25 protein-coding genes are annotated in these 25,362 nt (G+C 74.0%); 10 read left to right on the forward strand and 15 right to left on the reverse strand.

Going from position 1 to position 25,362, the window contains the following annotated elements:
• Nucleotides 1-16 precede the first annotated feature (16 nt).
• The 4 genes from melC1 to ACY0MR_RS05950 all read right to left on the reverse strand — a co-directional run bounded on the left by melC1 (nucleotide 17) and on the right by ACY0MR_RS05950 (nucleotide 4,156).
• Entirely contained in the window at nucleotides 17-409 is a 393-nt protein-coding gene (gene melC1 / locus ACY0MR_RS05935) for an apotyrosinase chaperone MelC1 (protein WP_388795224.1), read from the reverse strand.
• Between the two features lie 316 nt (nucleotides 410-725).
• Entirely contained in the window at nucleotides 726-1,475 is a 750-nt protein-coding gene (locus tag ACY0MR_RS05940; RefSeq protein WP_361858831.1) for a succinate dehydrogenase/fumarate reductase iron-sulfur subunit, read from the reverse strand.
• On the reverse strand, nucleotides 1,472-3,427 hold the full coding sequence (locus ACY0MR_RS05945; protein WP_388795227.1) for a fumarate reductase/succinate dehydrogenase flavoprotein subunit: 1,956 nt from the start codon (nucleotides 3,425-3,427) through the stop codon (nucleotides 1,472-1,474). Before ACY0MR_RS05945 ends, ACY0MR_RS05940 begins: the two co-directional genes overlap by 4 nt.
• Before the next feature lie 3 nt (nucleotides 3,428-3,430).
• A complete protein-coding gene (locus tag ACY0MR_RS05950) occupies nucleotides 3,431-4,156 on the reverse strand; it encodes a succinate dehydrogenase (RefSeq protein WP_473559616.1) in 726 nt (241 codons plus the stop codon).
• A 97-nt stretch (nucleotides 4,157-4,253) separates the two neighbouring features.
• Between ACY0MR_RS05950 and ACY0MR_RS05955 the strand changes: the two genes are divergently transcribed.
• Nucleotides 4,254-5,165: a LysR family transcriptional regulator gene (locus tag ACY0MR_RS05955; protein WP_404078385.1), complete on the forward strand. Its 912-nt coding sequence runs from the start codon at nucleotides 4,254-4,256 to the stop codon at nucleotides 5,163-5,165.
• 129 nt (nucleotides 5,166-5,294) lie between these two features.
• Nucleotides 5,295-7,472, forward strand: a complete 2,178-nt coding sequence (locus ACY0MR_RS05960; RefSeq protein WP_473559618.1) for a hypothetical protein — start codon at nucleotides 5,295-5,297, stop codon at nucleotides 7,470-7,472.
• Nucleotides 7,473-7,613: 141 nt separating this feature from the next.
• On the opposite strand, the gene ACY0MR_RS05965 is transcribed toward ACY0MR_RS05960, so the two are convergent.
• From ACY0MR_RS05965 to ACY0MR_RS05975, 3 genes are all read right to left on the reverse strand, one after another.
• Nucleotides 7,614-9,779: a putative bifunctional diguanylate cyclase/phosphodiesterase gene (locus ACY0MR_RS05965; protein WP_388795239.1), complete on the reverse strand. Its 2,166-nt coding sequence runs from the start codon at nucleotides 9,777-9,779 to the stop codon at nucleotides 7,614-7,616.
• Nucleotides 9,776-10,588 carry an SAM-dependent methyltransferase gene (locus ACY0MR_RS05970; protein ID WP_388795242.1) on the reverse strand — a complete coding sequence of 271 codons (813 nt, stop codon included), beginning with the start codon at nucleotides 10,586-10,588 and terminating at the stop codon, nucleotides 9,776-9,778. Before ACY0MR_RS05970 ends, ACY0MR_RS05965 begins: the two co-directional genes overlap by 4 nt.
• Before the next feature lie 786 nt (nucleotides 10,589-11,374).
• Nucleotides 11,375-11,740, reverse strand: coding sequence for a hypothetical protein (locus tag ACY0MR_RS05975; RefSeq protein WP_473559621.1), 366 nt, complete (start codon nucleotides 11,738-11,740; stop codon nucleotides 11,375-11,377).
• Between the two features lie 25 nt (nucleotides 11,741-11,765).
• On the opposite strand from ACY0MR_RS05975, the gene ACY0MR_RS05980 reads away from it, so the two are divergent.
• From ACY0MR_RS05980 to ACY0MR_RS05990, 3 genes are all read left to right on the forward strand, one after another.
• Nucleotides 11,766-11,897 (forward strand): hypothetical protein, encoded by a 132-nt coding sequence (locus ACY0MR_RS05980; RefSeq protein ID WP_361860124.1) that lies wholly within the window; start codon nucleotides 11,766-11,768, stop codon nucleotides 11,895-11,897.
• Between the two features lie 76 nt (nucleotides 11,898-11,973).
• Nucleotides 11,974-12,738 (forward strand): bestrophin-like domain, encoded by a 765-nt coding sequence (locus ACY0MR_RS05985; protein ID WP_473559623.1) that lies wholly within the window; start codon nucleotides 11,974-11,976, stop codon nucleotides 12,736-12,738.
• A gap of 167 nt (nucleotides 12,739-12,905) precedes the next feature.
• The gene (locus ACY0MR_RS05990) at nucleotides 12,906-13,463 is read left to right on the forward strand and encodes a hypothetical protein (RefSeq protein ID WP_392038477.1); all 558 of its coding nucleotides are present in this window, start codon (nucleotides 12,906-12,908) and stop codon (nucleotides 13,461-13,463) included.
• Between the two features lie 107 nt (nucleotides 13,464-13,570).
• Here the strand turns inward: ACY0MR_RS05990 and ACY0MR_RS05995 are convergent, their stop codons facing one another.
• Nucleotides 13,571-14,089: a hypothetical protein gene (locus ACY0MR_RS05995; RefSeq protein WP_361863308.1), complete on the reverse strand. Its 519-nt coding sequence runs from the start codon at nucleotides 14,087-14,089 to the stop codon at nucleotides 13,571-13,573.
• Nucleotides 14,090-14,647: 558 nt separating this feature from the next.
• Between ACY0MR_RS05995 and ACY0MR_RS06000 the strand changes: the two genes are divergently transcribed.
• Complete coding sequence (locus tag ACY0MR_RS06000; protein ID WP_388795255.1) at nucleotides 14,648-15,298, forward strand: class F sortase; 651 nt, start codon at nucleotides 14,648-14,650, stop codon at nucleotides 15,296-15,298.
• Between the two features lie 65 nt (nucleotides 15,299-15,363).
• Here ACY0MR_RS06000 and ACY0MR_RS06005 read toward each other — a convergent pair whose 3' ends face one another.
• The gene (locus ACY0MR_RS06005) at nucleotides 15,364-16,224 is read right to left on the reverse strand and encodes a polysaccharide deacetylase family protein (protein WP_404078374.1); all 861 of its coding nucleotides are present in this window, start codon (nucleotides 16,222-16,224) and stop codon (nucleotides 15,364-15,366) included.
• Nucleotides 16,225-16,371: 147 nt separating this feature from the next.
• Here ACY0MR_RS06005 and ACY0MR_RS06010 point away from each other — a divergent pair, with 147 nt between their 5' ends.
• On the forward strand, nucleotides 16,372-16,776 hold the full coding sequence (locus ACY0MR_RS06010; protein WP_473561707.1) for a universal stress protein: 405 nt from the start codon (nucleotides 16,372-16,374) through the stop codon (nucleotides 16,774-16,776).
• 75 nt (nucleotides 16,777-16,851) lie between these two features.
• Here the strand turns inward: ACY0MR_RS06010 and ACY0MR_RS06015 are convergent, their stop codons facing one another.
• On the reverse strand, nucleotides 16,852-18,066 hold the full coding sequence (locus ACY0MR_RS06015; RefSeq protein ID WP_388795261.1) for a CapA family protein: 1,215 nt from the start codon (nucleotides 18,064-18,066) through the stop codon (nucleotides 16,852-16,854).
• A gap of 270 nt (nucleotides 18,067-18,336) precedes the next feature.
• Between ACY0MR_RS06015 and ACY0MR_RS06020 the strand changes: the two genes are divergently transcribed.
• The 3 genes from ACY0MR_RS06020 (at nucleotide 18,337) to ACY0MR_RS06030 (ending at nucleotide 20,076) form a co-directional block, all read left to right on the forward strand.
• Nucleotides 18,337-18,894, forward strand: a complete 558-nt coding sequence (locus tag ACY0MR_RS06020; protein WP_388795264.1) for a sigma-70 family RNA polymerase sigma factor — start codon at nucleotides 18,337-18,339, stop codon at nucleotides 18,892-18,894.
• 4 nt (nucleotides 18,895-18,898) lie between these two features.
• Complete coding sequence (locus ACY0MR_RS06025; RefSeq protein ID WP_388795267.1) at nucleotides 18,899-19,312, forward strand: PaaI family thioesterase; 414 nt, start codon at nucleotides 18,899-18,901, stop codon at nucleotides 19,310-19,312.
• 260 nt (nucleotides 19,313-19,572) lie between these two features.
• Nucleotides 19,573-20,076 (forward strand): hypothetical protein, encoded by a 504-nt coding sequence (locus ACY0MR_RS06030; protein WP_388795270.1) that lies wholly within the window; start codon nucleotides 19,573-19,575, stop codon nucleotides 20,074-20,076.
• Between the two features lie 49 nt (nucleotides 20,077-20,125).
• Here ACY0MR_RS06030 and ACY0MR_RS06035 read toward each other — a convergent pair whose 3' ends face one another.
• The 5 genes from ACY0MR_RS06035 to ACY0MR_RS06055 form a co-directional block, all read right to left on the reverse strand.
• A complete protein-coding gene (locus ACY0MR_RS06035) occupies nucleotides 20,126-21,325 on the reverse strand; it encodes a histidine kinase (protein WP_388795273.1) in 1,200 nt (399 codons plus the stop codon).
• Nucleotides 21,322-23,061 carry a sodium/solute symporter gene (locus tag ACY0MR_RS06040; protein ID WP_392863959.1) on the reverse strand — a complete coding sequence of 580 codons (1,740 nt, stop codon included), beginning with the start codon at nucleotides 23,059-23,061 and terminating at the stop codon, nucleotides 21,322-21,324. Before ACY0MR_RS06040 ends, ACY0MR_RS06035 begins: the two co-directional genes overlap by 4 nt.
• A 101-nt stretch (nucleotides 23,062-23,162) precedes the next feature.
• A complete protein-coding gene (locus ACY0MR_RS06045; RefSeq protein ID WP_404078364.1) occupies nucleotides 23,163-23,579 on the reverse strand; it encodes a DUF485 domain-containing protein in 417 nt (138 codons plus the stop codon).
• Nucleotides 23,580-23,678: 99 nt separating this feature from the next.
• Nucleotides 23,679-24,437, reverse strand: coding sequence for a LytR/AlgR family response regulator transcription factor (locus ACY0MR_RS06050; RefSeq protein ID WP_404078362.1), 759 nt, complete (start codon nucleotides 24,435-24,437; stop codon nucleotides 23,679-23,681).
• Between the two features lie 39 nt (nucleotides 24,438-24,476).
• Complete coding sequence (locus ACY0MR_RS06055) at nucleotides 24,477-25,349, reverse strand: Fpg/Nei family DNA glycosylase (protein WP_388795284.1); 873 nt, start codon at nucleotides 25,347-25,349, stop codon at nucleotides 24,477-24,479.
• Between the last annotated feature and the right edge of the window lie 13 nt (nucleotides 25,350-25,362).

Genomic DNA, 25,362 nt, shown 5'->3' on the forward strand with positions numbered 1-25,362 from the left:
GTCGCTCCTGGATCGGTCAGCCGAGGGTGAGGGGTACGAGCGGGGCGCCCTGGAGTTCGCGGACGGCCGCGCGGGCCAGCGACTTGGGCGTGGCGACGGGCTCGTAGTGGTTGATCACGCTGATCCAGGTGCCGTCGGCGTTCTGCATGACGTGCAGTTCCTCGCCGTCGATCGTCACGGAGTAGCCGCCTCCGTGGTGTCCCCCGTGGTGGCCGCCGCCGTGCGCGGGCCCGCCCTTGATGCGACGGCCCTGGTAGACCTCGTCGAAGGGCGCCGGAGCCGGTCCGGCCGCGGGAGCGGCGTCCCGGGGAGTGTCGGCGAGCGCGGAGCCGGCCAGGGCGAGGCCGGCGGCGGCGCCGGCGGCGCCGGCCGCGACGCCGAGAGCCCGGCGGCGGGTGATGCTGGACATGGAACCCCCAAATGGTCTGTGCGACCGGGGGTTTGGTCATATGCCCCCGGCAGTCCACATCAGTACCCGGGGGTGGCGGCGCGGTGGAAATCACGGCCGGAGGGTTGGCTAGGAAGTGGCCAACTTGTCACATTATGTACAGGATTGAACGGAGTTGATCTTGCCGTCCGGACGGCCGAAAGTACCCCGGAGAGAAGATCTTACGGAGAAAGTGATGTTCTCGTGAAGGATCTTTCGCCTCGGGGTGCTTCATGTGGCGGAGCCCACGCCGGGAGACTGTCCTGAACCGGCCTCAGTCAAGGCCCGTCGTCCGGCCTCAGCCGCGGCCCGTCCTGCGCTGCGCCCGCAGCCACTCCCTGTTCATCGCGGAGATCGACGGCAGCGGGATCCCCTTGGGGCAGGCCGTCGCGCACTCCCCCGTCAGGGTGCAGCCGCCGAAGCCCTCGGCGTCCATCTGGGCCACCATGTCGAGGACCCGTGTCTCGCGTTCCGGGGCGCCCTGGGGCAGCACGTTGAGGTGGTTGACCTTGGCGGAGGTGAAGAGCATCGCCGAACCGTTGGGGCAGGCCGCCACGCACGCGCCGCAGCCGATGCACTCGGCGTGCTCGAAGGCGGAGTCCGCGTCCGCCTTGGGAACGGGGGTCGCGTGCGCCTCGGGGGCCGCTCCGGTGGGGACGGAGACGTACCCGCCGGCCTGGATGACGCGGTCGAAGGCGGACCGGTCGACGACCAGGTCCTTGACGACGGGGAAGGCGGCGGCCCGCCAGGGCTCGACGTCGATCGTGTCGCCGTCGTCGAACGACCGCATGTGGAGCTGGCAGGTCGTGGTCCGCTCCGGCCCGTGCGCGTCGCCGTTGATGACGAGGCTGCACGCGCCGCAGATCCCCTCGCGGCAGTCGTGGTCGAAGGCCACGGGGTCCTCGCCGCGCAGGATGAGGTCCTCGTTGAGGGTGTCGAGCATCTCCAGGAACGACATGTCGGCGGAGATCCCGTCCACGTCGTAGGTGGACATCGCGCCGGGGGTGTCGGCGTTCCGCTGGCGCCAGACGCGCAGGGTGAGCCTCATGCGTAGCTCCGCTGGGTGGGGTGGACGTACTCGAAGGTCAGGTCCTCCTTGTGGAGGACGGGGGCGGTGCCGGTGCCGCCGAACTCCCAGGCCGCGGCGTAGGCGAAGCGCTCGTCGTCGCGGGCGGCCTCGCCGTCCGGCGTCTGGGACTCCTCGCGGAAGTGGCCGCCGCAGGACTCGGCACGGTGGAGCGCGTCGAGGCACATCAGCTCGGCGAGTTCCAGGTAGTCGACGATGCGGTTCGCCTTCTCCAGCGACTGGTTGAACTCACGGCCGGTGCCGGGGACCCGGATCCGGCTCCAGAACTCCTGGCGGATCTCCGGGATCCGGGCGAGGGCGGTGCGCAGCCCCTCCTCCGTCCGGGCCATCCCGCAGTACTCCCACATGAGTTCGCCGAGCTCCCGGTGGAAGGAGTCGGGGGTGCGGTCGCCGCCGACCGCGAGGAGGAGGTTCAGCCGGTCCTCCGTCTCGGCGAGCACCTCCCGGACGGCCGGGTGGTCGTCGGTGACGGGCTCCGCGTGGGGATGCCGGGCGAGGTAGTCGTTGATGGTGGCGGGGAGGACGAAGTAGCCGTCGGCGAGGCCCTGCATGAGGGCGGAGGCGCCGAGCCGGTTGGCCCCGTGGTCGGAGAAGTTGGCCTCGCCGACGGCGAAGAGCCCGGGCACGGTGGTCTGGAGGTCGTAGTCGACCCAGAGTCCGCCCATCGTGTAGTGGACGGCGGGGTAGATCCGCATGGGGACCTCGTACGGGTTCTCCGCGGTGATCCGCGCGTACATGTCGAAGAGGTTGCCGTACTTCTCCTCGACGGCGGCCCGCCCCATGCGGCGGATCGCGTCGGCGAAGTCGAGGTAGACGCCCTGCCCGCCTGGTCCGACGCCGCGGCCCTCGTCGCAGACGTTCTTCGCGGCGCGGGAGGCGATGTCCCGGGGGACGAGGTTGCCGAAGGAGGGGTAGATCCGCTCCAGGTAGTAGTCCCGCTCGTCCTCGGGGATGTCCGCCGCGGCCCGGGTGTCGCCCTTGGCCCTGGGGACCCAGATGCGGCCGTCGTTGCGGAGGGACTCGCTCATCAGGGTCAGCTTGGACTGGTGGTCGCCGGTGCGCGGGATGCAGGTGGGGTGGATCTGGGTGAAGCAGGGGTTGGCGAAGTACGCGCCGCGCCGGTGGGCCCGCCAGACGGCGGTGGCATTGGAGTTCATGGCGTTCGTCGACAGGTAGAAGACATTGCCGTAGCCGCCGCTGGCCAGGACCACCGCGTCCGCGTAGTGCGTGGAGATCTCCCCGGTGACCAGGTCGCGGGCGACGATCCCGCGGGCCCTCCCCTCGACGACGACCAGGTCGAGCATCTCGGTGCGGGCGTGCATCTCGACGTTCCCCGCGGCGATCTGCCGGGAGAGCGCCTGGTAGGCGCCGAGCAGGAGCTGCTGGCCGGTCTGGCCGCGGGCGTAGAAGGTGCGGGAGACCTGGACGCCGCCGAAGGAGCGGGTGTCGAGGAGCCCGCCGTACTCGCGGGCGAAGGGGACGCCCTGGGCGACGCACTGGTCGATGATCTCGACCGAGATCTGGGCGAGCCGGTGGACGTTGGACTCGCGGGCGCGGAAGTCGCCGCCCTTGACGGTGTCGTAGAAGAGCCGGTGGATCGAGTCGCCGTCGTTGCGGTAGTTCTTCGCCGCGTTGATGCCGCCCTGGGCGGCGATGGAGTGGGCCCGGCGGGGGGAGTCCTGGAAGCAGAACTGGACGACGTGGTAGCCCTGTTCGGCGAGGGTGGCGCCGGCCGAGCCGCCCGCCAGGCCGGTGCCGACGACGATGACGCGGTGCTTGCGCCGGTTGGCGGGGTTGACCAGCTTCGCCTCGAAGCGGCGGGTGTCCCAGCGCTCGGCGACGGGTCCCGCGGGGGCCTTGGTGTCGGTGATCGGCTCGCCCACGGTGTAGTCCGCGAATTCGGTGGGGTTCATGGATCAGCTCACCACTCCGGTCATGACGCCGACGGGGACGGAGACGAATCCCGCGGTCAGGACGATCGCGAGGGTGTTGGCGAGGCCCCGCAGGAGGCGCTCGCGGCGGGCGCTGCCGACGCCGAGCGTCTGGGCGGCGCTCCAGAAGCCGTGCCGGACGTGGAGGCCCACGGCCAGCATGGCGACGATGTAGATGACGTTGCCGTACCAGGTGGAGAAGGTGTCGATCACGTTCTGGTAGGGCCGGCCCTCCTCGAAGCCGCCGGGGTGGACCGTGCCGGTGGTCAGGTCGAGGATGTGCCAGACGATGAAGAGGGCGAGGATGATCCCGCCCCAGCGCATGGTGCGGGTCGCGTACGAGGAGCGCCTGCGCCGGTGCACGTAGGCGGTGGGCCGGGCCCGCACGTCGCGGCGGCTGAGCTGGTACGCGGAGACCGCGTGGGCCCCGACGGCGGCGAGGAGCACGATCCGGACGAGCCAGAGGGCCCACTCGTGGTGCAGGAGGGGTGCGCCCAGGACCCGCAGCCAGTGGGCGTAGCCGTTGAACTCCTCGGGGCCGAAGAAGACCTTCAGGTTGCCGGCGACGTGGGCGACGAGATAGCCGAGCATGATCAGCCCGCTGACTGCCATGACCGTCTTCTTGCCGAGGGTCGACGACAGGAATCCGCGGTGCGGTGTGGGGGACGGCGGGCGGCCCGTCGTCCGGTCCCTCGTGGGTGCCAGAGCCATACCCACGACGCTAGGGCCGAAGGACCCGAGAGGTCCAAGACATGGTCCGGCTGATCTCGATAGGCCACCCCTATGAACGTGTCCTACCCTGGTGCCCATGCAGTTCCAGCAGCTCCTCTACTTCGTCGCCGTCGCCGAGACCCGCCACTTCACCCGGGCCGCCGAGCGCGTCCACGTCTCGCAGCCCTCGCTCTCCCAGCAGATCAAGGCATTGGAGCAGGAGCTGGGCGCCGAGCTGTTCAGCCGCGCCCGGGGGAACATCACGCTCACCGACGCCGGCGAGGCCCTGCTGCCGCTCGCGCGCCGGATCCTCGCCGACACCGAGACCGCCCGGATCGAGGTCCAGGAACTGGCCCAGCTGAAGCGGGGCCGGGTGCGGCTCGGCGCGACCCCGAGCCTCTGCACGGGCCTGCTGCCGGACGTGCTGCGCGCCTTCCACGACCTGCACCCGGGGATCGAGCTGCTCATCGAGGAGGGCGGCTCGCACGACCTGGTGCGGGAGCTGGCCCGCGGGGCCCTCGACCTGGCACTGGTCGTGCTGCCGCTGCCGAGTCCGTCGCCGGCGCTGACGACGGTGGAGCTGCTCCGGGAGGACCTCGTGGTGGTCTCCTCCGCCTCGGCCCCGGCGCCGCGCCGCCCGGTGCGGATCACCGACCTCCGCGAGCAGCCGCTCGTGATGTTCCGGCACGGCTACGACCTGAGGGAACTCACCGTGGCGGCCTGCCGGGCCGAGGGCTTCGAGCCGACGTTCACCGTCGAGGGCGGCGAGCTGGACGCGGTCCTCGGGTTCGTCCGGGCCGGGCTGGGGCTCGCGGTCGTCCCCGCGATGGTGGCGTCGCGGGCGGGCCGCGACCTCCGGGTGACCGCCCTCGCCCGGCCGGGCCTGCGGCGGACGATCGCCCTCGCCCACCGCAGCGACGTCGCGCCCCCGAGGGCCGCCCGGGAGCTCCAGCGGATGCTGCTGGCGTCGCGGCGGGGCGGCCCCGGCCGGACCACTGCCGTCGGCTGACCGGCCGCACGGGGCCGCTCGGCCCGCGACCCGCCGGCCTCGCGGGCACCACGCGCGGCACGACCGGCCGGCGGCCGCGGCCGGTAAATCCATGTGCGGCGGGGCTCCGCCGACTGCGAGCATTCCCCCATGGTCCACGCCCTCGAACATCTGGTCGTCCAGCACACCCGTCGTCTTCCCGCGCCCGCCGGACCGGCCGGGGACGGGGCCGCGCTCGCGCACCGGTTCGACGCGGCCCTGATGAGCGTCGGGTTCAAGCTGTCGGGAGAGCTGGTCGGGCACCTGTCGCGACTGTCCGGACCCTCGGTCGCGGAGACCGCCGTCCGCACCCTCGCGACCGTCCGCGAGATCGTCGGCGACCACGTCCGGCACAACGTCTACTTCATCGACTTCCCGGCCAACGTGCCGGACACCCTGGACTTCTGGCGCCAGTGCGTGACCGAGGCGCTCGCCGACGACGACTCCCGCGCGCGTACGGTCGACCTGCTCCGCGCCGGGGTCCTCGACCTGCTGACCCTCCCGTCGTACGGCCGCTACCGGCACGGCTACGAGGACATGCTCGCCGTCCACGACGAGCTGATCGCCGCGGCCGGCGACCGGCTGACGGTGCTGCACCTCGGCGCCGACGCGGACACCGAGGTCGGCGCGCTCTACCTGGCCCTGGCCGGCAGCACGACCCCGCTCGGCGAGGAGCACCTCGGCGATCTGGCCGTGCTCGCCGAGCACTGCGCCGACGGCCCGCAGCCCGAGGCGATGCCGGTCCGGGAGATCCGCGCGGTCGTCAACCGGGCCCGGCTGCGGAGGGGCGCCGCGCCGCTGCTCGACACGGTGACCGACGTCCTGCGGCTGGCCTGCGCCCTCACGGGCGGGGACGTCACCCTGCGCGACTCGACCCGGTTCCGCGCGCTGCCGCGCCGGCACCGCCGGGCCCTGCTCGCGGGGCTCGACGCCCTCGTGGCCGCCTCCCCCGCGAAGCTGTCGGACGTGTCCGCGCACGGGGAGGCGTGGAAGCGCCTCGGGGAGCGGCTGCACCCGCACGAGTACCCGCACTGGCCGCACGCCGCCGAGGTGTTCGCGGTGGCCCGCGGCGAGCGGCGGGTCCCGTCCCTCGACAGCCGGGTGGAGGAGCTGCTGGCCCGCGGCGAGGTCGCCGGTGCGGCGGAGCTGCTCGCCGACCACGCCCCGGGGCGGCTGTTCCGCGCCCTGGACCGGCTGCTGCGCACGGCGCACGGCGACAAGGAGCGGGAGGCGGTCCTCGCGGCCGTCGAACGGGCCGCGCCCCGGGTGTCGGGCCGGGTCGTCCTCTCGGTCCGCGAGCACGTCCGCAACCGCGCGGGCGGGAGCTCCGGGGTGCCCCGGGTGTTCGTGAACCGGGACGCCAGGGGCTGGGTCGCCGAGGACACGCGTCCGGCGCTGGAGGACGCCGACCGCGTGCGGGTCATGGCGGTCCTCGACGCCGAGACCCGGCGCCGCCTGCCGTCTCCCGGGCGCCTGCTGATCGACCCCGACGTGCTGGACGTGGCACTGCCGCTGAGCGGCCGCGCCGCGTCGGCGGGGCTCGGCGTGCTGCCGCGCGGATCGGTCTCGCCCGTGGAAGGGGAGCTGCTGCGCTTCTTCACGTACTGGCGGCAGGCGCGGCGCTCCACGGACCTGGACCTGTCGGCGCTGGTCCTGGACGAGGAGTACGCGACGGTGACCTGGCTGTCGTACACGGCGCTGACCGACGTCGAGGGCCGGCACTCGGGCGATGTCACCGACGCGCCCGACGGGGCGTCGGAGTTCATCGACCTGCGGCTCGGCGCGGTGCGCGGCACGTACATCGTCCCGCAGGTGCACGTCTACTCGGGTGAGGGCTTCGACGAGGTCGCGGAGGGCTTCTTCGGGTTCATGCTCCGCGAGGGGGAGCAGCGGGGGCGGCCCTTCGAGCCGCGCACCGTGCGGATGAAGTCGGATCTGCGCGGCGCCGGCCGGGTGGCGCTGCCGCTCGCCTTCCGGCGGGACGCCGAGGGGCGCTGGCGCGCGCACTGGCTGCACCTGTATCTGAGGGGCGCGCCCTCGGCGAACCGGGTCGAGGGGCACCGGGTGACGATCGCGGCCGTGATGCGGGCCCTGATGGGGCGCCGCCACCTGACGGTCCGGCATCTGGTGGCGCTGATGGAGGAGTCGGGGGCGGTGACGGCGCTGTGGGACGGCCGGACCGTGCCGGAGGCCCCGGTGACCTTCGTCGGTCTGGAGCGGCCCGAGGGGCTCGCCCCCGGCTCGCGGGTGTTCACCCCGGAGAATCTCCGCGACCTGCTGCCCGCCTGAGTGCTACGGTCGTTCCCGGGGCGAGGCCATGGAGAGGCTTCCTTCTCCTCACTCCATGAACAGTCTCTCCGCTTTCCTCCCCCGTACCTCTTCCCGGCCTCCCCGCTCCGTGCGGGGAGGCCGGTCTCGTCGGCCGGGGTCTCAGACCGCGTCGGCCAGGAGCAGGGAGTGGATGCGGTCCGGCGCTCCGGGACGGGCGTAGTACCAGCCCTGGGCCGTGTCGCAGCCGAGGTCGCGGAGCTGGCGGGCCTGGGCTCCGGTCTCCACGCCCTCGACGGTGACGGCGAGTTCCAGGCTGTGCGCCAGGGAGACGATCCCCTCGACGATCTTGAGGTCGACCGGGTCGACCGGGTGCTGCTGCATGCCCCGGGTGAAGGAGCGGTCGAGCTTGAGGACGCTCACCGGCAGCCGCCGCAGGTTGGCCAGGTTCGAGTAGCCGGTGCCGAAGTCGTCGAGCGCGATGTCCACGCCCATCTCGGCGAGTTGGCGCAGGGGCTTGAGCAGGCCCTCGTCCGCCCCTATGAGGGCCGACTCGGTCACCTCCAGGCAGAGCGCGCCCGGTTCGAGGCCGGAGCGCTCCAGGACGTCGACGGTGTCGGCGACCAGGCGCGGGTGGTGGAGCTGCGTCGGGGAGAGGTTGACGTTGATCCGCAGCGGCCCGCCGTCGGCGTGCCGGGCCTGCCAGAACCGGGCCTGCCGCACGGCCTCCTGGAGCACCCAGCGGCCGAGCGGGACGATGAGGCCGGTGTCCTCGGCGAGCGGGATGAACCGGTCGGGACCGAGCACCCCGTGCTGCGGGTGGCACCAGCGGACGAGCGCCTCGGCCCCGTGCACGCTGCCGTCGCCGAGGTGGACGAGCGGCTGGTACTCGATGAAGAACTCGCCGCGTTCCAGGGCCGTCGGCAGGGCCGTGGTGAGGCCGTGCCGGGTGATGGCCCGGGCGTCGGCCTCCGGGTCGGCGAGCTCGAAGCGGTTGCCGCCGGCGGACTTGGCCCGGTACATGGTGATGTCGGCGCTCCGCAGGACCTCGGCCGGGGTGCGCTCGCCGGCCGGGCCCTCGACGACGCCGAGGCTGCCGCGGACGGTCAGTTCGCGGCCGTCGATCCGCAGGGGCGTGGCGAGGGCGGCGAGGATGCGGTCGGCGAGTTCGGTGACGTCCTGCTCGCCGCCCGCGCCGGTGGTGAGGGCGACGAACTCGTCCCCGCCGAGCCGGGCGACCATCTCGCCGGATCCGGTGACGCAGCTCTGGAGCCGGTCGGCGACCTCGACGAGGAGCCGGTCGCCGGTGGAGTGGCCGAGGCTGTCGTTGATGACCTTGAAGCCGTCGAGGTCCAGGTAGCAGAGGCCGAAGCGGGCGTTGTCGCCGGGCGCGAGGGCCTTCTCCAGCCGTTCGAAGAACAGCGTCCGGTTGGGCAGGCCCGTCAGCGCGTCGTGGGTGGCCTCGTACCGCAGGCGCAGGTGGAGCAGGCGGCGCTCGGTGGTGTCCTCCATGAGGGCCAGCTGGTACTGGGGGTTGCCCTCGGCGTCCCGGAGGAGGGAGACGGTGAGATTGGTCCACAGGACCGTCCCGTCGCCGCGGTAGTACGGCTTCTCGACCCGGTAGTGCTCGCGGTCGCCGCGGACGAGTTCCTCGTACAGCTTCCAGACGTGCGGTCCGTCCTCCGGGTGGACCCACTCGCTCACCTTGCGGCTGCGCAGCGGCCCCTCCATCCCGCCGAACATGCGGGTGAGGGTCTCGTTGACCTCCAGGACGTTGCCGTCGAGGTCGGCGATGCCGATGCCGATGGCCGCGCCGTCGAAGACCGCGCGGAAGCGGCTCTCGGTGGCGTGCAGGGCGATCTCGGCGGCGCTGCGGGCGGAGAGCGCGGAGCGCGCGATGGCCTCCTGCTCGGCCCGGGTGCGCTCGCGCAGGGCCTGGGCGTAGCCGGCGGCCATGGCGTGCTGGAGCCGGGCGCAGCGGGCCCGCAGCTCCTCGGCGGGGAGTTCGGACTCCGTACCGCAGTAGAGCACCAGGTACGAGTCGACGACCCCGAGGCTGCGGCCGAGGGCGTCGGGGTCGGTGCAGTGGGCGGCGACGAGTGCCGCGCCGGCGCGCTGGGCCGGGGCCGTGTCGAAGGGCCGGGCGTGCAGCGCGTCGTTCAGGGTGCGGGCCAGCGGCAGCAGATGGCCCTCGAACTCCGCACGGGTCAGCGAGGTGGCGGTCACCGGGAAGATCGCACGGCTCCAGATGGTGACGAACCGCCTGAGTCTGTCCTCCGGGCCGTCGGCTTCGGCACCCCTGCCGGGCGGCTGAGACGGGACCTTCACGCCTTGCGCCCCACCCCTGCGAAACCGGAGAAGGCGTAGGGATCCTCCTCCTCGACCGGACTGTCCGGGCGCCAGAGGGGCATCGGGACGAGGCCGGGCTCGATCAGCTCGGTGCCCGCGAAGAAGCGGGTGATCTCGGCGCCGGAGCGCATCACCAGCGGGCTGCGGATGTTCCGGTAGACCCCGACGGTGCCGCCGGCCTGCTCCTCGGAGAGCGGGATCCCCTCGTACGAGGCGTGGGTGATGACGAGGAGGCTGCCGGGGGCGAGCGCGTCCAGGAGCTCCGTGACGGCCTCGTCCGGCCGGTCCTCCTCCTCCAGGAAGTGCAGGACGGCGACGAGGAGCAGCGCCACCGGCCGCTCCAGGTCGAGGAGTCGGGACACCTCGGGGCTGCGGAGGATGTCGGCCGGCTTGCGGAGGTCGGCGGCGACGACCGCGGCGCCCTCGTCGCCGTCCAGGACGGCGCGGCTGTGGGCCACGGCGACCGGGTCGTGGTCGACGTAGACGACGCGCGCGGCGGGGTCCGCGGCCCGGGCGACCTCGTGCACGTTGCCGAAGGTCGGTATGCCGGAGCCGATGTCGAGGAACTGGGTGACGTCGTTGTCAACGGCGTGCCGGACGGCACGGCGCATGAAGGCGCGGTTCGCCTGCATGACCTTGGGCAGGCCAGGCATGAACTCCATGGCCTTGCGCGCCGCTTCCCGGTCCACTTCGAAATTGTGCGAGCCGCCCAGATAGAAGTCGTACATACGGGACACGCTCGGCACCGAAATGTCGATACCAGGCGGAGCCCAGGCGGGACGCTCCATCAATGTCTCCAACAAGTCGCCACGGGGATGCGGCCATGTGTTCGCGGCCGGTGTTCGAGGTGAGGCTACTGATCGCCCGCCGAGAGAGCGAGTGGAAACGGAAATTCGCGATCCGTTCTTGGTCACACGCCTTTGGCACGTGCTCTCGGGAACGAAGAGTTCACGCCTTCAGGCTGTGCAAATTCACGTGCATATGAGTGTGCGTCGGCTCCTCGGTCCTGGGCGGCCTCCCGCGACAGGCGCTCAGGTCCCGCCCGTACCTCGGGTGTTGCCCGGGGAGGGGGCTGGTCGCCGGTGCAGGATGCCTCCTTCTTCTTCCCTTCCGACAGGGCGACAACCGGACAGTTATCGATCCGAGGCCGGAACGGCCCCGGTCCGCCTCCTTCCGGAAACCACCGGCCCCGCGGTACGGGGGCATTGCGCACCGACGCGCCACCGGGACTGTGCCGGAGGGGGCGAAAGGTCAAACCGATGCGGCCCGAGATCCGCTCCATCCGGCGAATCGGAGGCGTTTCCACCCCGGCGCGCGGCGCCTCTGATCAAGCTCGACGGCGTGTCTCTGTACGGATCACTCCTCGCGCGGCCGCTGGCGGCCCTCGGACTGGTGTGGCTGCTCGCCGCTCCCGTGCCCGCCGCCGCGGACGCCTGCGCCTACGCCTCGACCGGTCCGGGCGGTTCCCACGTCGCCGTGGCGATCGCCGGCGACGGTCACGGCGGCTCCGGGAAGGGCAAGGGCCACGGCAAGGGGAAGGGGCACGGCAAGGGCAAGGGGAAGGGGCACGGCCATCACCACCACCCGAAGCCGTGCCCCACCCCGCCGCCTCCGCCGTGCCCCTCCCCCACGCCGACGCCGACTCCCACTCCCACTCCCACTCCCACGCCCACGCCCACGCCGAAGCCGACCCCGAAGCCGACGCCCACCCCCGAGCCGCCGTCCCCGTCGCCTTCCCCGACGCCGCCGCCCGCGCCGAAACCCGAGCCGCCTCCACCGCCCGCGCCGAAGCCGCCCCGGCCCGCACCGAAGCCCCCGGCCGCCCGGCCGGCGCCTCGTCCCGAGCCACCGCCGCCGGCGCCGCCCGCCACGACGAGGCCCCCGGCGCCCGCACCGGCACCGCCGCCCCCGCCGCCGCCGAGCCCGACGCCCTCGCCCACCGTGCGGCCGCCGACGCTCGCCCCCGTGGCGCTGCCCCACTACCGCCGTACGGCGCGGCCCCAGCCGAAGAGCACCCCGTCCGTCGTCACCGCGACGCTCATGATCACCGCGCCCGCGGTCCTCGCGACGGCGATCCTGCGCGCCCGGTCCAAGTGAGCCGTCGTCCCGGCGAACCACGCGAGCCGTCGTCCCGACGGCCCCGTTGCCCCTCTGAGTCCCACCCGAGGAATCCATGTCCGAATGGCTTGTTCTCACCCTTGCGATGGCCGCCGCGTGCGCGGTCGTCCTGACCATCGTCGTCATCAACAACCGCCGGATCCCCGAGGACGACGACCCCAGCGAGACCCCGGACGTCATCGAGTACATGACGATGATGATCGGCGTGATCTACGCCATCGTGCTCGGCCTCGCCATCGCCGGCGTCTGGGAGGCCCGCGGCGCCGCGCAGGAGACGGTGCGGCAGGAGGCCCAGGCGATGCACGAGATCTCGGCCCGCGCCGAGGTCTACCCGCAGGCGGTCCGCGAGCGCATCCGCGCCGACGTCGACGCGTACGTCTCCTACGTGATCGACGACGAGTGGAGGTACATGGCGGACCACGGGGAGCTGAGCGACGGGGGCACCGCGCTCCTGGAGAAGGTGCGCCGCAGCGTCACCGACTACCGGCCGGCGGACGACTTCGAGGGCCAGGCGTACCAGCCGCTGGTCGACCAGGTGGCGGTGGCCGACGACGCGCGGGGGGCCCGGGGGCAGAACGCGGGCGCGACGATGCCGGGGGTGGTGTGGTTCGGCCTGATCATCGGGGCCCTGGTGACGGTGGGCCTGATCTTCACGCTGCAGATCCGCAGAACCGGCCGCGAACTGCTGCTCGCCGGACTCTTCAGCGTGCTGATCGCCTTCCTGCTCTTCCTGATCTGGGACTTCGACGCGCCGTTCGGCCGCGGCATCTCGGCCACCGCCGCGCCGTTCACCGACCTGTTCCCGCAGCTCAGGCGCTGAGGCGACACGACCGGGTGAGCCGATCGGGGGACATGCGTGCCCCATTCGCACGTCTGGGATCGCGGCTGTGATAGTGCGCTCCTAGCGTTTCCGGCATCGAGGTGTACGCACGGTCTTTCGCGGAAACCCCCTTCCGCGGCTGCCCCTCGGGACCCGGAGGATTCACCATGCGCGCGATACGTGCCGCGTCCACTGCCCTGCTGGGGGCGGCCGCCCTCGCCCTGGCCGCCCCCACCGCCGTCGCGGCGGACGGTGCTCCCGCGCCGAACCCGCGCGCGGCACGGGCCAAGGCACCGGGCGATTTCGTCGTGTCGCCCTCGGTCGTCGCCCCCGGCGGCCGGGTGACGCTGAGCGCCCCCGGCTGCGCCAGCACGGCGACCGCCTCGGCCGGCATCTTCGACACCGTCACCATCGCGTCGGGGTCGGCGGCCATCGCCACCGTGGACGCGGACGCCCGGCGCGGCGCCGTGTACACGGTGTCGTTCAACTGCACCGGCGGCATCGCCGAGACCGTGAACCTCACGATCAGCGGCGTTCCGACCGCCACCCCCACGATCAGCTCCACCATCCTCACTCCCCCGCGCGGGGTGCGGGGCGGTCTGGGCGGCTCGGTCGGCGGCTTCGAGCCGCTCGAACTGGCCGCCGGCGGTGCGCTGGTGCTGGCCGCCGCGGCCGGCGGCGTGTACGTGCTGCGCCGCCGCTCCGGTGCGGCCCGGCGTCACTGAGCGGACGTCCCGGTGCGCGGCGGACGTCCCGAACGCCCGTCGCCCCCGAGTCCCTGCAGGGACTCGGGGGCGACGGGCGGGGCGGGTCGACCGGGAGGTTCGACCGGTCAGACGCCCGCACCGGTCATGCGGCGACGGCGGACGATGAAGAGCCCGCCGCCGAGCGCGGCGGCGGCGACCAGGCTGCCGCCGACGGCCATCTCCGCGGAGCTGGGAGCCAGCGAGCCGCCGAGGCCGCCCTGGGCGCCGCGGCCCGGGAGGACCCGGAACGGCTCCGTGACCACGGAGGAGCCGCCGTTGCAGCGGACCGCCAGGTTGTAGTTGCCGGGAGTGGCGTTGTTGTAGACGCGGGCGACGGCGGTGGAGACGCCGGGGCCGCCGGACAGCGTGGCGTCCGGGAAGGCGTTGGACGTGACCGTGCCGCCCCGGTTGCAGCCCCTGGCGGTGATCGTGAGCGTCGACCCCGGGTGGACCTCGGAGGGGCTGACGGTGACGTTGGTCGGGCTGTTGTTGGACCCACCGCTGAGGACGTTGCCCGGGCCGTAGGTGGCGGCGGCGAGGGGGGCCGCGAGGCCGACCGCCGCGATCGCGGTGGCGGTCACCGCCAGAGTGCGTGCAGCACGCATGGTTGAACCTCCAGTGGAAGACGCCCCAAAGCGGTGCTCCGGGAGTGTCGACGAGTACGCCTTCCATGACGAACCATCACAAATCGAAGCAAGCCGTGCATGTTGTGACTGGTCCACCCCGGTGAGGCGACACGCCCGGAATCCGACCCTTGCAGCCGCCAGAACCGCAGGTCAGAGCGGAGCGGGTCGCTTATCTGACGATTACTCGGATGGGTCAGCCCCGTGTCACCCGCCTGTCGGCCGGGGACACCCCCGGCGGCGCGCTCCACGAGCCGCCCGGGCACCCTCCGCGCGGGTCCCGGAGCGAGGGGCCGAAGACCGGCCGAGGACCGGTCGAGGACTGATCGAAGACCGGTCGAGGATCGGTAGAAGACCGGTCGAGGGTCGATCGAACCCCGGTCGAGGAAGGGCGGCGAAGGGGCCGCGAGGGGTGCCTTCGAGGCCGCCGCGCCCCGCTCCGCCACCCGTCCGGACGCGGCCCCCACCCGTTCGCGCCGTCCGGCGCGACGGCCCGTCGGCCCGCCCTTACCGTTCTGACGACGCCACGAAGGGAGAACCATGCCCCCGAAGGATTTCCGCGTCTTCCCGCGCAGGAGACGCCGGCCGTGGGGCGTCCTGGCCCTCGCCATGCTGTCCGGGATCGCGATGATGCGCAACGGCGTGGACCTCGCGCAGGGGCCGCCGCAGCCCGCCGCGGCGGCCCGCCCGGTCACGCCGCCGCAGGACGGCGCGACCGAGGGCCTGGAGCCGCTGCCGTTCGCGCCCGCCTCCCGGATCAAGATCCCCGCGATCCAGGTGGCGGCGCCGATCATGGACGTGGGTCTGGACCCGGACGGCTGGGTGGCGGCCCCGCCGCCGCAGGACACCAACCTCGCCGGCTGGTACCAGAACGGCATCGCCCCCGGCCAGCGCGGCACCGCCGTGGTCGTCGGCCACGTCGACAACGCCCAGGGCCCCGCGGTCTTCTACGGGTTGGGGTCGCTGGAGAAGGGCCAGCACATCGAGGTCGAGCGGTACGACGGCCGCATCGCGGTCTTCGAGATCTACGGGGTCGAGGTGTACGCGAAGGACGACTTCCCGGGCGTGCAGGTGTACGCCGACACCGGCGCCCCCGAGCTGCGGGTCATCACCTGCGGCGGCGGCTACACGCGTGCGCGTGGCTACGACGGGAACGTCGTCGTGTACGCGCGCATGGTCGGCTCGCGCTAGCGCGGCACGGCGAAGGGCCCCCGCACCCGTCTCGGGTGCGGGGGCCCTTTCCCGTACCTCGGGGGTCAGCGCCGGGGAACGGTGATGTGGTAGCCCGCGTCGAGGAGTTCGGGCAGATAGCGGCGGAGCGCCGCCACGCTCTGGGCGCGGTCGCCGCCGGCGTCGTGGGAGAGCACGACGGCGCCGGGCGCGGCTCCGTCGAGGACGCGGCGCACGATGGTGTCGGTGCCCGGCTCCTTCCAGTCGAGGGTGTCGACGGTCCAGGCGAGCGGTTCCATGCCCAGCTCGGCCCCGATCTCGAAGGAGTGCCGGTTCCAGGCGCCGTAGGGCGCGCGGTACCAGAGCGGGGCCGTCCCCAGGGTCCGTTCGACGACCTCGCTGGTGGAGCCGAGCTCGTCCCGGATGCGGGAGGGCCGCAGCTTGGGGATGAGCGGGTGCGACCAGGAGTGGTTGCCGACGACGTGGCCGTCCGCGGCCATCTCCCGCAGCAGGTCGGGGTTCTCCACGGCCATCTCGCCGCAGACGAAGAACATGGCCCGGCAGTCGTGGCGGCGCAGGGTCTCCAGGATCCCCGGGGTGTAGCGGGGGTCGGGCCCGTCGTCGAAGCTCAGCACCATCGAGCGCCCGACCCCGGACATGCTGAGGAACGGCCGCTGCCGGACCGGGGGCGTCCCCCGCCGGTACGCCGGGGGCGCGTACGCCGTCATGGGCTGGAGGCGGTAGGAGGCGGGGCCCAGCCGCGCGCTCTGCGCCTGGGGGCCCGCGGCGGGGCCGGCTCCACGGCCCGGCGGTCCGGCGGCGCCGCCCGGCGGGTCGGGTGCCACCAGCCGGTCGGCCGCGATGGCTCCGACGGTGGCGGTGGCGCCGAGGGCGGCGGCCAGCCGCAGCACCGCGCGGCGCCCCTTGGGCATCTGATCCTTTTTCATGACCAATGGTCCCTACGGATGAGTTCCCGTGCGGCTCATCGACACCGCCCACCCCGTCGAATGCACCCGATGAGCCGATAGCCTCGACGGGTGAGCGAACAGCAGCCCGGTGGGTTCGAACGGGGTACCGACGGTCCGAAGGTGATCATGGCGGGAGTCGACGGTTCCGCCTCCTCGCTGCGCGCGACGGCCTACGCGGCCGGGCTGGCACGCCGGCAGAACGCCCTGCTGGCCCTCGTCTACGTGCAGCCGGTGCTCGGCGCGGGGGCCGCCCTGGGCGCGCCGACGGCCGGGACCACCGAGGAGATCGCGGAGGACCTCGTCGCGCAGATCCGCAGGTCGGCGGAGCAGGTGAAGGACCTCTGGCGGATCCGATGGGAGTTCCACACCTTCCGGGGCGACGCCTACACCGGCCTGGTGCGGGCCGCGGAGGAGCTGACGGCGGACGCCGTGGTCGTGGGCGCCTCGGAGTCGGCCGGGCACCGGATCGCGGGCTCCGTGGCCATCCGCCTCGTGAAGGCGGGCCGCTGGCCGGTCACGGTCGTCCCGTGACCGACCGCGCGCGGGAGTCGACGGCACCGAGAACGGCCGGCAGCGTGCCCCATGGCCGGATGCGGGGGCGGCGGACTACCGGCCCATCACCAGGCCGTGCCGGGCGGCGCCGCGGCTGAGGACCACCTGTCGGATCCCTTCCCGGATCTCGGCGTGGCGCGGATCGGAGCCGTCGGCGGCGCCGAGGTTGACCACCCGGCCGCGCCCGGTGTCGAACCACTGCGGCACGAACTCCGCCTTGGTCACCTCCCAGCGCCCGCCGGGGGTCCTGGGCGGGCCGAAGGTGAAGCGGCCGATGCTGCCCTGGTTTCCGCGGGGGTCGTGGGCGCCCTCGTGGTTGATCATGTCCCCGGCGATCTGGTCGCCCATCCCGTAGACGATCCAGGTGCCGTTGACCTTCTCGTAGGCCTGCGGGACGTGGGCGTGCGTGCCGAGGATCAGGTCGATGTCGGGGCGGCCGCCGCTCTGCGAGGCGGTGAGCGAGCGGCCGAGCGAGAGCTGCCGCTCGTCGGGTTCGGTCTGCCACTCGGTGCCCCAGTGGAGGCTGACCACGACCACGTCGGCGCCGGCCGCGCGGGCGGCGCGCGCGTCGGCGACCACCTGCCGCTCGTCGAGCAGCCGCACCGCCCAGGGCCGTCCCTCGGGCAGGGGGTAGCCGTTGGTGCCGTACGTGTAGGCGAGCTGGGCCACGGTGGCTCCGCCCGCCTCCAGCAGCGTGGGCCGCGCCGCCTCCTCGGCGGTGCGGGCCGATCCCGCGTGGCGGACGCCCGCCCGGTCCAGGGCGTCCAGGGTGCGGCCGAGGCCCGCGGCCCCGTCGTCCAGGGTGTGGTTGGAGGCCGTGGAGCAGGAGTCGTAGCCGGTGGCGCCGAGCGCGGCGGCCACCTCGGGCGGCGACGTGAAGGCGGGGTAGCCGGTGTAGGGCCCGCCCTCCTCTCCGTACACGGTCTCCATGTGGCAGAGGGCGAGGTCGGCCCCGGAGACCACGGACCGCACCCCGGCGAACATCGGCGCGAAGTCGTAGCCGTCCCCGCCGGCGTCCTGGGCGGCGCGGCGGATGATCGAGTCGTGCGGGAGGACGTCCCCGGAGGCGACGAGGGTGAACCCGGCGGGCGCGGACGCACCGCCGGGGGCTGCGGACGGGGCGGTGGGCCGTTCGGAGCCCGGTCGCCCGGAGCTCGCCCCGGCACTGGGGGCGCCGCCGCCCGCGGAGCCGCCGCCGGAGCAGCCGGCCGCCGCGAGCAGGACGGCGGCGAGCGCGACCACGCCCGCCGGTCTGGTGCGTGAGGTCATGTGCGGCACTCCGCCCGATTCCTAAGATGAACATGTATTCATACGAATTCATCTCGCAGGAAAGCCGCAGTCAAGGGTCAAGGCCGCGGAACGCCAGGAACCCCGCTGAAACGGACGCAGCGGCTCCGGCGGACCGCCGTGCGACCGCTCGCCGTACCACTCGCCGCTCGGTGCGACCGTTCGTCGCAGACCGATGTCCGTTCCCTGTCCCCCGCCGCCCGAATGGGTTGCGATACGCCCCGGACGACGAGCCGCAGAGAGGCGGGGAGCATGACCACGGCGACCACCGACGAACGGACCCTGGAGGAGCTGCAGCGGGACCACGGCCCCGCGCTCCTCTCCTTCCTGCTCGGCCTCACCTACGGGGACCGCCAGCGGGCCGAGGACCTCGCCCAGGAGACCCTGGTGCGGGCCTGGCTCCACCCCGAGGCCTTCGACGGCCCCTACGACTCGATGCGCCCCTGGCTCTTCACCGTGGCCCGCCGCCTCGCCATCGACGCCCGGCGCTCACGTCTCGCCCGGCCCGCCGAGGTCGGGGACGGGGTCCTCGCCGTCACCCCCGACCCCGCCGACGCCACCGCCTCGGCCGAGGCCGCGCTCGACGTCCGGGCGGCCGTCCGCGAGCTGAGCCCCGAGCACCGGGCGGTCCTGGTGCGGATCTACTTCCACGGCCTGACCGTCAACGAGGCCGCCCACGACCTCGGCATCCCGGCCGGCACCGTCAAGTCCCGCTCCCACTACGCGCTGCGGCAGCTGGGCCGTTCGCTGCCCGGCTACCGGCCGCACCGCGCGGCCGTTGCCCGACCCCGGGCCGCGGCCCCACAATGACGCCGTGACGCTGACCCTCGCCGCCGCCGAAAAGATCCTCGCCGACAACTTCGCGCCCTGGGTGCTCGATCTGGGCCTCACCGTCGCCTCGGTCGACGCCCAGGAGGCCCTGCTCCGGCTCCCCTGGTCGGAACGGCTGGCCCGGGAGGGCGGCGGTCTTTCCGGCCAGGCCCTGATGGCCGCCGCCGACACGGCGACGGTGATCGCCGTCGCCGCGTCCCGGGGCGGCTTCGTGCCCATGACCACCGTCCAGCAGTCGATCAGCTTCCAGCGGGCCGTGGTCGGCGCCGACGTCCTGGTCCGGGCCCGGCTCACCAAGACCGGGAAGCGGATGGCCTTCGCCGACATCACCATGACGGCCGAGGGCACGGAGGAGACCGCGGCCCACGCCACCGCGGTGTACGCGCTGCTCGGCTGAACCGCCACGCCCCCGGCTCCCCGGGCCGGCCGCGCGGGCGGCCCGGGGAACCGGCGCGCCCGCCGCCCGGCGCGCCTCCCCCGCCCCCTCCGCCTCCCCGCGCACCGGCAATCCCACCGGCACCGATCCGGCCGGGAAACGTATCCGAATCCACACCGGCGAGTTGAGCAAAGCGGGACACGCGGGCGCCCTCCACGGAGGAAGCTCTCCCCCGGGTCCCACACGTCCGGGTCCCCGATCTCCGGGAGAAGGTGGGAGTGTTGCGCCCCGAGAGCACGAACGGCGCCGGCGGCACGAGCGGCGGCGAACTCGCCGTCCCGATGGCCTGGCTGTGCGCCGAGTACCTGGCCGACGAGGTGCTGCGGGCCGCCGCCCTCGTGGCCCCCGGCTCACTGGAGTACCGGGCGGGCCTCCAGGCCCTCGCCCTCACCGTCCACCTCTCGGAGGAGCCGGACGGGCCGGCGGCCGACCGGCCGGCCGGCGGGATCGACACGTGGCTGCGGCACACCGCGTACGACCGCCCGTGGCCGCCCTGGGTCGAGGAGCGGCTCGCGGCGCGCCGCGCGGCCTGCGGCGACGGGCCCGACCTGGTGCTCGCGGAGACCGCGTGGCGCCGCCTGCGGGACACCTGGGTCCGCGCCGCCGACCTGGACGGCCCGCCGGGCGAGGAGTCCGGCTGCACGGTCGACGAGGAGGAGCAGATCTGGCTGCCCGCCTGGAAGCTGGGCCTGCCGCTCGCCCATCTCTCGCTGCACCTGCGCTGACTCCGGCCCGTCCCGCGGCCCGCGGCCGGCTCCGGTTCCCCGCGGGCGGTCACGACGGTGAACGATGCACACCGGGGCGGTACTTGGGGATCCGCACGGTCACCTTCATGCCCGCACCGACCCCGGTCTCGATGACGAGCCCGTACTCCGCCCCGTAGACCTGGCGCAGCCGCTCGTCCACGTTGGACAGGCCGATGCCGGAGCCGGCGGGGTGCTCTCCGCGCAGGACCGCGCGCAGCAGCTCCGGGTCCATGCCGATGCCGTCGTCCTCGACGGTCACCACCGCCTCCGCTCCCGCGTCGCGGGCGGCGATCGTGACCCGGCAGCCCCGCTCCCGGTCCTCCAGGCCGTGCTTCACGGCGTTCTCCACGAGGGGCTGGAGGCAGAGGAACGGCAGCGTGACCGGCAGCACCTCGGGGGCGATCTGCAGGGTCACCTCGAGCCGGTCCCCGAAGCGCGCGCCGGCGAGCGCCAGGTACTGCTCGATGGAGCGCAGTTCGTCGGCGAGCTGGGCGAACTCGCCGTGCCTGCGGAAGGAGTAGCGGGTGAAGTCGGCGAACTCCAGGAGGAGTTCCCGCGCCTGCTCCGGATCGGTGCGGACGAACGACGCGATGGCGGCGAGGGAGTTGAAGATGAAGTGCGGCGAGATCTGGGCCCGCAGCGCACGGATCTCCGCCTCCACGATCCGGGTGCGCGAGCGGTCGAGTTCGGCGAGCTCCAGCTGGACGGACGCCCAGCGCGCCACCTCGGTCGCCGCCCGGACCAGGACCGCCGACTCCCGCGAGCCGTAGGCGACGAGTGCGCCCAGGACCCCGTCCTCCCCGGCCAGCGGGGCTATCACCGCCCAGCGGAGAGGGCAGGCCGGGTCGGCGCAGTCCGTGTGCACCGAGCGGCTGCGACCGGTCTCCAGGGTCTCGGCGGCCTGCTCCGGGACGTGCGCCCGGTGGTGGTCCTCGCCGGGTCCGTCCCAGGCGAGGACGGCCCCGCGGTCGGTGAGGCACAGCGCCTCGGTGCCGAGCAGCGAGCGGAGGGTGCCCGCCGCCCGGCGCGCGGTGTCCTCGGTGAGCCCGGCGCGCAGCGGCGGCGCGGCGAGGGAGGCGGTGTGCAGGGTGTGGAAGGTGGCGCGTTCGACGGGGGTGCCGAGGCCGGGATCGGCGGCGCGGCCGCCGCGCCGGGCGGTGAACCGGCCGAGGAGGAAGCCCGCGGCCGGCAGCACGGCGGCCGCGGCGGCGAGGGCGGCGCCGCTCATCGGCGCGCCTCCTCGGCGCCGGCGGGGACGGTTCCGGTGATCTCCTCCGGCAGGTGGAGGCGGGCGAGGAGCGCCGGGGTGCCGGGCGGGACGCGGCGCGGGGTGGCCAGCGAGACGAGCACCATGGTGAGGAAGCCGAGCGGGACCGACCAGACCGCCGGCCATGCCATGAGGGTGTGCGGCCAGCCCTCGGGGGCGAGTCCGGCCCGGGTCGCCATCACGGCGGCGAGCGCGGAGCCGCCGCCGAGCAGCAGGCCGGCCGCGGCGCCGGGCGGAGTGAGGCGGCGCCACCAGATGCCGAGGACGAGCAGCGGGCAGAAGGAGGAGGCGGAGACGGCGAAGGCGAGGCCGACGGCGTCGGCGACCGGCACCTTCGAGGCGACCACCCCGACGGCCAGCGGGACGGCGGTGGCGAGGAGGGTCGCGAGGCGGAAGTGGCGTACGCCCCGGGACGGCAGCACGTCCTGGGTGAGGACGCCCGCGACCGACATGGTGAGCCCGGAGGCGGTGGAGAGGAAGGCGGCGAAGGCGCCGCCCGCGAGGAGCGCGCCGAGGAGGTCGCCCAGGAGACCGCCCAGGATGCGGTCGGGCAGCACGAGCACGGCGGCGTCGGCCGAGCCGGTGAGCGCCAGCTCGGGCGCGTAGATCCGGCCCAGCGCCCCGTAGAGCGGCGGCAGGAGGTAGAAGCAGCCGACGAGTCCGAGGACGACGAGGGTCGTGCGGCGGGCGGCGCGGCCGTGCGGGCTGGTGTAGAAGCGGACGGCGACGTGCGGCAGGCCCATGGTGCCGAGGAAGGTCGCGAGGATCAGCCCGTACGTGGCGTACAGCTGGTGGCCGTCGCGGCCGCCGGCCAGCGGCTGGGACCAGCCGAGCGGGTCCGTGCCGCCGGCGACCCGCTCGGGCAGCGGCGTCCCCGGGTCGAGGGCGAGGGTCGTGCCGCCGAGGACCTCGTGGGTGCCGGGGGCGAGGGTCACGGACCGCCGCTCGTACGGGACCGCGTCGACGGTGCCGGTGACGGTGGCCGTGAGGGGGGCGTCGAGCCCGATCCGCACCGTGTCGGCGAGCCTGACGACGGTGTGGCCGCGCAGCACGGCGGGGGCGTCGAAACGGGCCCGGGGCGCCTCGTCGCCGTACCAGGCGGCGAGCAGGAAGAGGACGGGGACGAGCAGGGCGGTGAGCTTCAGCCAGTACTGGAAGGCCTGGACGAAGGTGATGCTGCGCATCCCGCCCGCGGCGACCGTGCCGGTGACGACGAGGGCGACGAGCAGCCCGCCCACCCAGTCGGGGGCTCCCGTGAGGATCTCCAGGGTGAGTCCGGCGCCCTGGAGCTGGGGCAGCAGGTAGAGCCAGCCGACGCCGACCACGAAGAGGCTGGCGAGGCGGCGCACCTGCGGGGATTCGAGGCGGGCCTCGGCGAAGTCGGAGAGGGTGTACGCCCCGGAGCGGCGCAGCGGGGCGGCGACGAGGACCAGCAGCACCAGGTACCCCGCGGTGTAGCCGACCGGGTACCAGAGCATGGCGGGGCCCTGGACGAGGACGAGGCCCGCGATGCCGAGGAAGGAGGCGGCCGAGAGGTACTCGCCGCTGATCGCGGCGGCGTTGAGGCCGGGCCGGACCGTGCGCGAGGCCACGTAGAAGTCGGAGGTCGTCCGGGAGATCCGCAGGCCCAGGGCGCCGATGAGGACGGTCGCGAGGACGACGGCGGTGACGGCGGCGACGGCGTAGGCCTGGTTCACGCGGCGCCCGCGCGGGATCCGGGGGGACGGTGCCGCGGGGACTCCTGGGGCCGGGCGGGGCGGGGTGGTGCGTACGGGCGGGGATCGTTCACGGGGCGGTCTCAGCGTTCGACGAGGCCGGCGAAGTCGCGCTCGTTGCGTTCGGCGCGGCGCACGTACCAGTGGGCCGTCCCCCAGACGACGGGGTACACCCCGAGTCCGAGCGCGAGCCAGACGAAGGCCTCGGGGGCGGGCAGGGCGAGGAGCAGCGGGAGCGGGACGACGAGCAGGGCCAGGGCGCCGAGGGCGGTGAGCGCGGCGCGCAGCTGGCTGCGCATCAGGGAGCGGACGTAGGTGTGGCCGAGGGTGGTCTGCTCGTCGATCTCGGAGCGGGCCGGCGGGTGGACGGGTCGGCGCCGGGCGGGGCCCGGGACGGTGGTCCCGTCGCCGTGGGCGGAGGCGTACGTGACGGTCTCGCGGCGGGGCCTGCGCGGGGCGTCCCCCCGGTCGGGGGCCGGGGGGAGGTGCTGCTCGGACATCGGCGTCCGCTTCCGTCGGCTTCAGCGGCCCTCGGGGCCCGGATCGCGTGGAGTCTACGCAGGTGGGGGCAGCCGCGGTAGGGGGCGGCCGGGGAGGGTTCAGCCGCCGGCCCGGCGCATCAGCAGGTCCCGGAGGGGGCGGGCGTGCCGCCGGCTGACCGCCAGGTCGGTGCCGCCGACCCGCACCGAGGTGGCGCCGCCGTCGAGGCGGAGCTCGTCGATCCGGTCGAGGGCCACGAGGTGGCTGCGGTGGATGCGGACGAAGCCGCGGGCCGCCCAGCGCTCCTCCAGGGTGGAGAGCGGGATGCGGACGAGGTGGCTGCCGTGGTCGGTGTGCAGGCGGGCGTAGTCGCCGTGGGCCTCGACGTAGGCGATGTCGTCGACGGGGACGAACCGGGTGACGCCGCCCAGCTCGACGGGGATCTGCTCGGCCGCGGCGGGCACGGCCGGGACCGGTGCGGGGGCGGCGTGCACCAGGTCGTGGACCCGGCGGACGGCCTCGGCGAGGCGCTCGCGGCGGACGGGTTTGAGGACGTAGTCGACGGCCTTGAGGTCGAATGCCTGGAGGGCGAAGCCCTCGTGGGCGGTGACGAAGACGACGAGCGGCGGCCGGGCGAAGCCGGCGAGCAGCCGGGCCACGTCCAGTCCGGTGAGGCCGGGCATGTGGATGTCGAGGAAGACGACGTCGACGGCCTCGTCGCCGTCCGGCCCGGCCTCCAGGGCGCGGCCGATGCGGCGGAGGGCGGCGGTGGCGTCGCCCGCGCCCTCGGCGGAGCGCACCCGGGGGTCGGCGCGCAGCAGGTAGAGCAGCTCCCCCAGGGCGGGCGCCTCGTCGTCGACAGCCAGTACGCGCAGCATGCGGCGGAGTGTAACGGGGGCCGGCCGGGGGGTGTCGGCCTACTTGAGGAGCCGGGACAGCCGGCGGTCGGCGAGCGGTGTGCCGCCGGTCTGGCAGGTGGGGCAGTACTGGAGGGAGGAGTCGCTGAAGGAGACCTCCCTGATGGTGTCGCCGCAGACGGGGCAGGGGTGGCCGGTGCGGCCGTGGACGCGGAGGCCGCTCTTCTTCTCGGCCTTGAGCCGGCCGGCGGCGAGGCCGTGGGAGCGTTCGACGGCGTCGTGGAGGGTGGTCCGCATCGCCGTGTAGAGGGCGGCGGTCTCCTCCGGTGTGAGGTTCCGGGTGGGTTTGAAGGGGGACATCCGGGCGGCGTGGAGGATCTCGTCGCTGTAGGCGTTGCCGATGCCGGCGATGAGGCTCTGATCGCGCAGGGCGCCCTTGATCTGGCGCCGCTCGCCGGCGAGCAGGGCGGCGAACTCCTCGGGGCCGAAGTCCTCGGCGAGCGGGTCGGGTCCGAGCCGTGCGACGCCCGGGACCTCCTGCGGGTCGTGCACCACGTACACGGCGAGCCGCTTGGTGGTGCCCGCCTCGGTCAGGTCGAAGCCGTCGCCGCCGGTGAGCGCGGTCCGCAGGGCGAGCGGGCCCTTGCCCGGCTTGGGCGGCCCCGAGGGCAGCGGGTCCTGCCAGCGGAGCCAGCCGGCCCGGGCCAGGTGGAAGAGGAGGTGCAGGTCGCCCGCGGGCCCGGCGGCGGTGAGGTCGAGGAACTTCCCGTGCCGTCCGACCGCGGTGACCTCGGCGCCCTCGACGGCGCTCAGCGGCGGGTCGTACGTCTTGAGGACGCTGATCGCGACGGGCAGCACGCGGGCGATCTCCTTGCCCACCAGGTGCGTGTCGAGGAAGGCGCGGAGGGCTTCCACCTCGGGGAGTTCGGGCATGGTTCCACCCTGC

The organism is Streptomyces sp. JN8, from assembly GCF_055808075.1.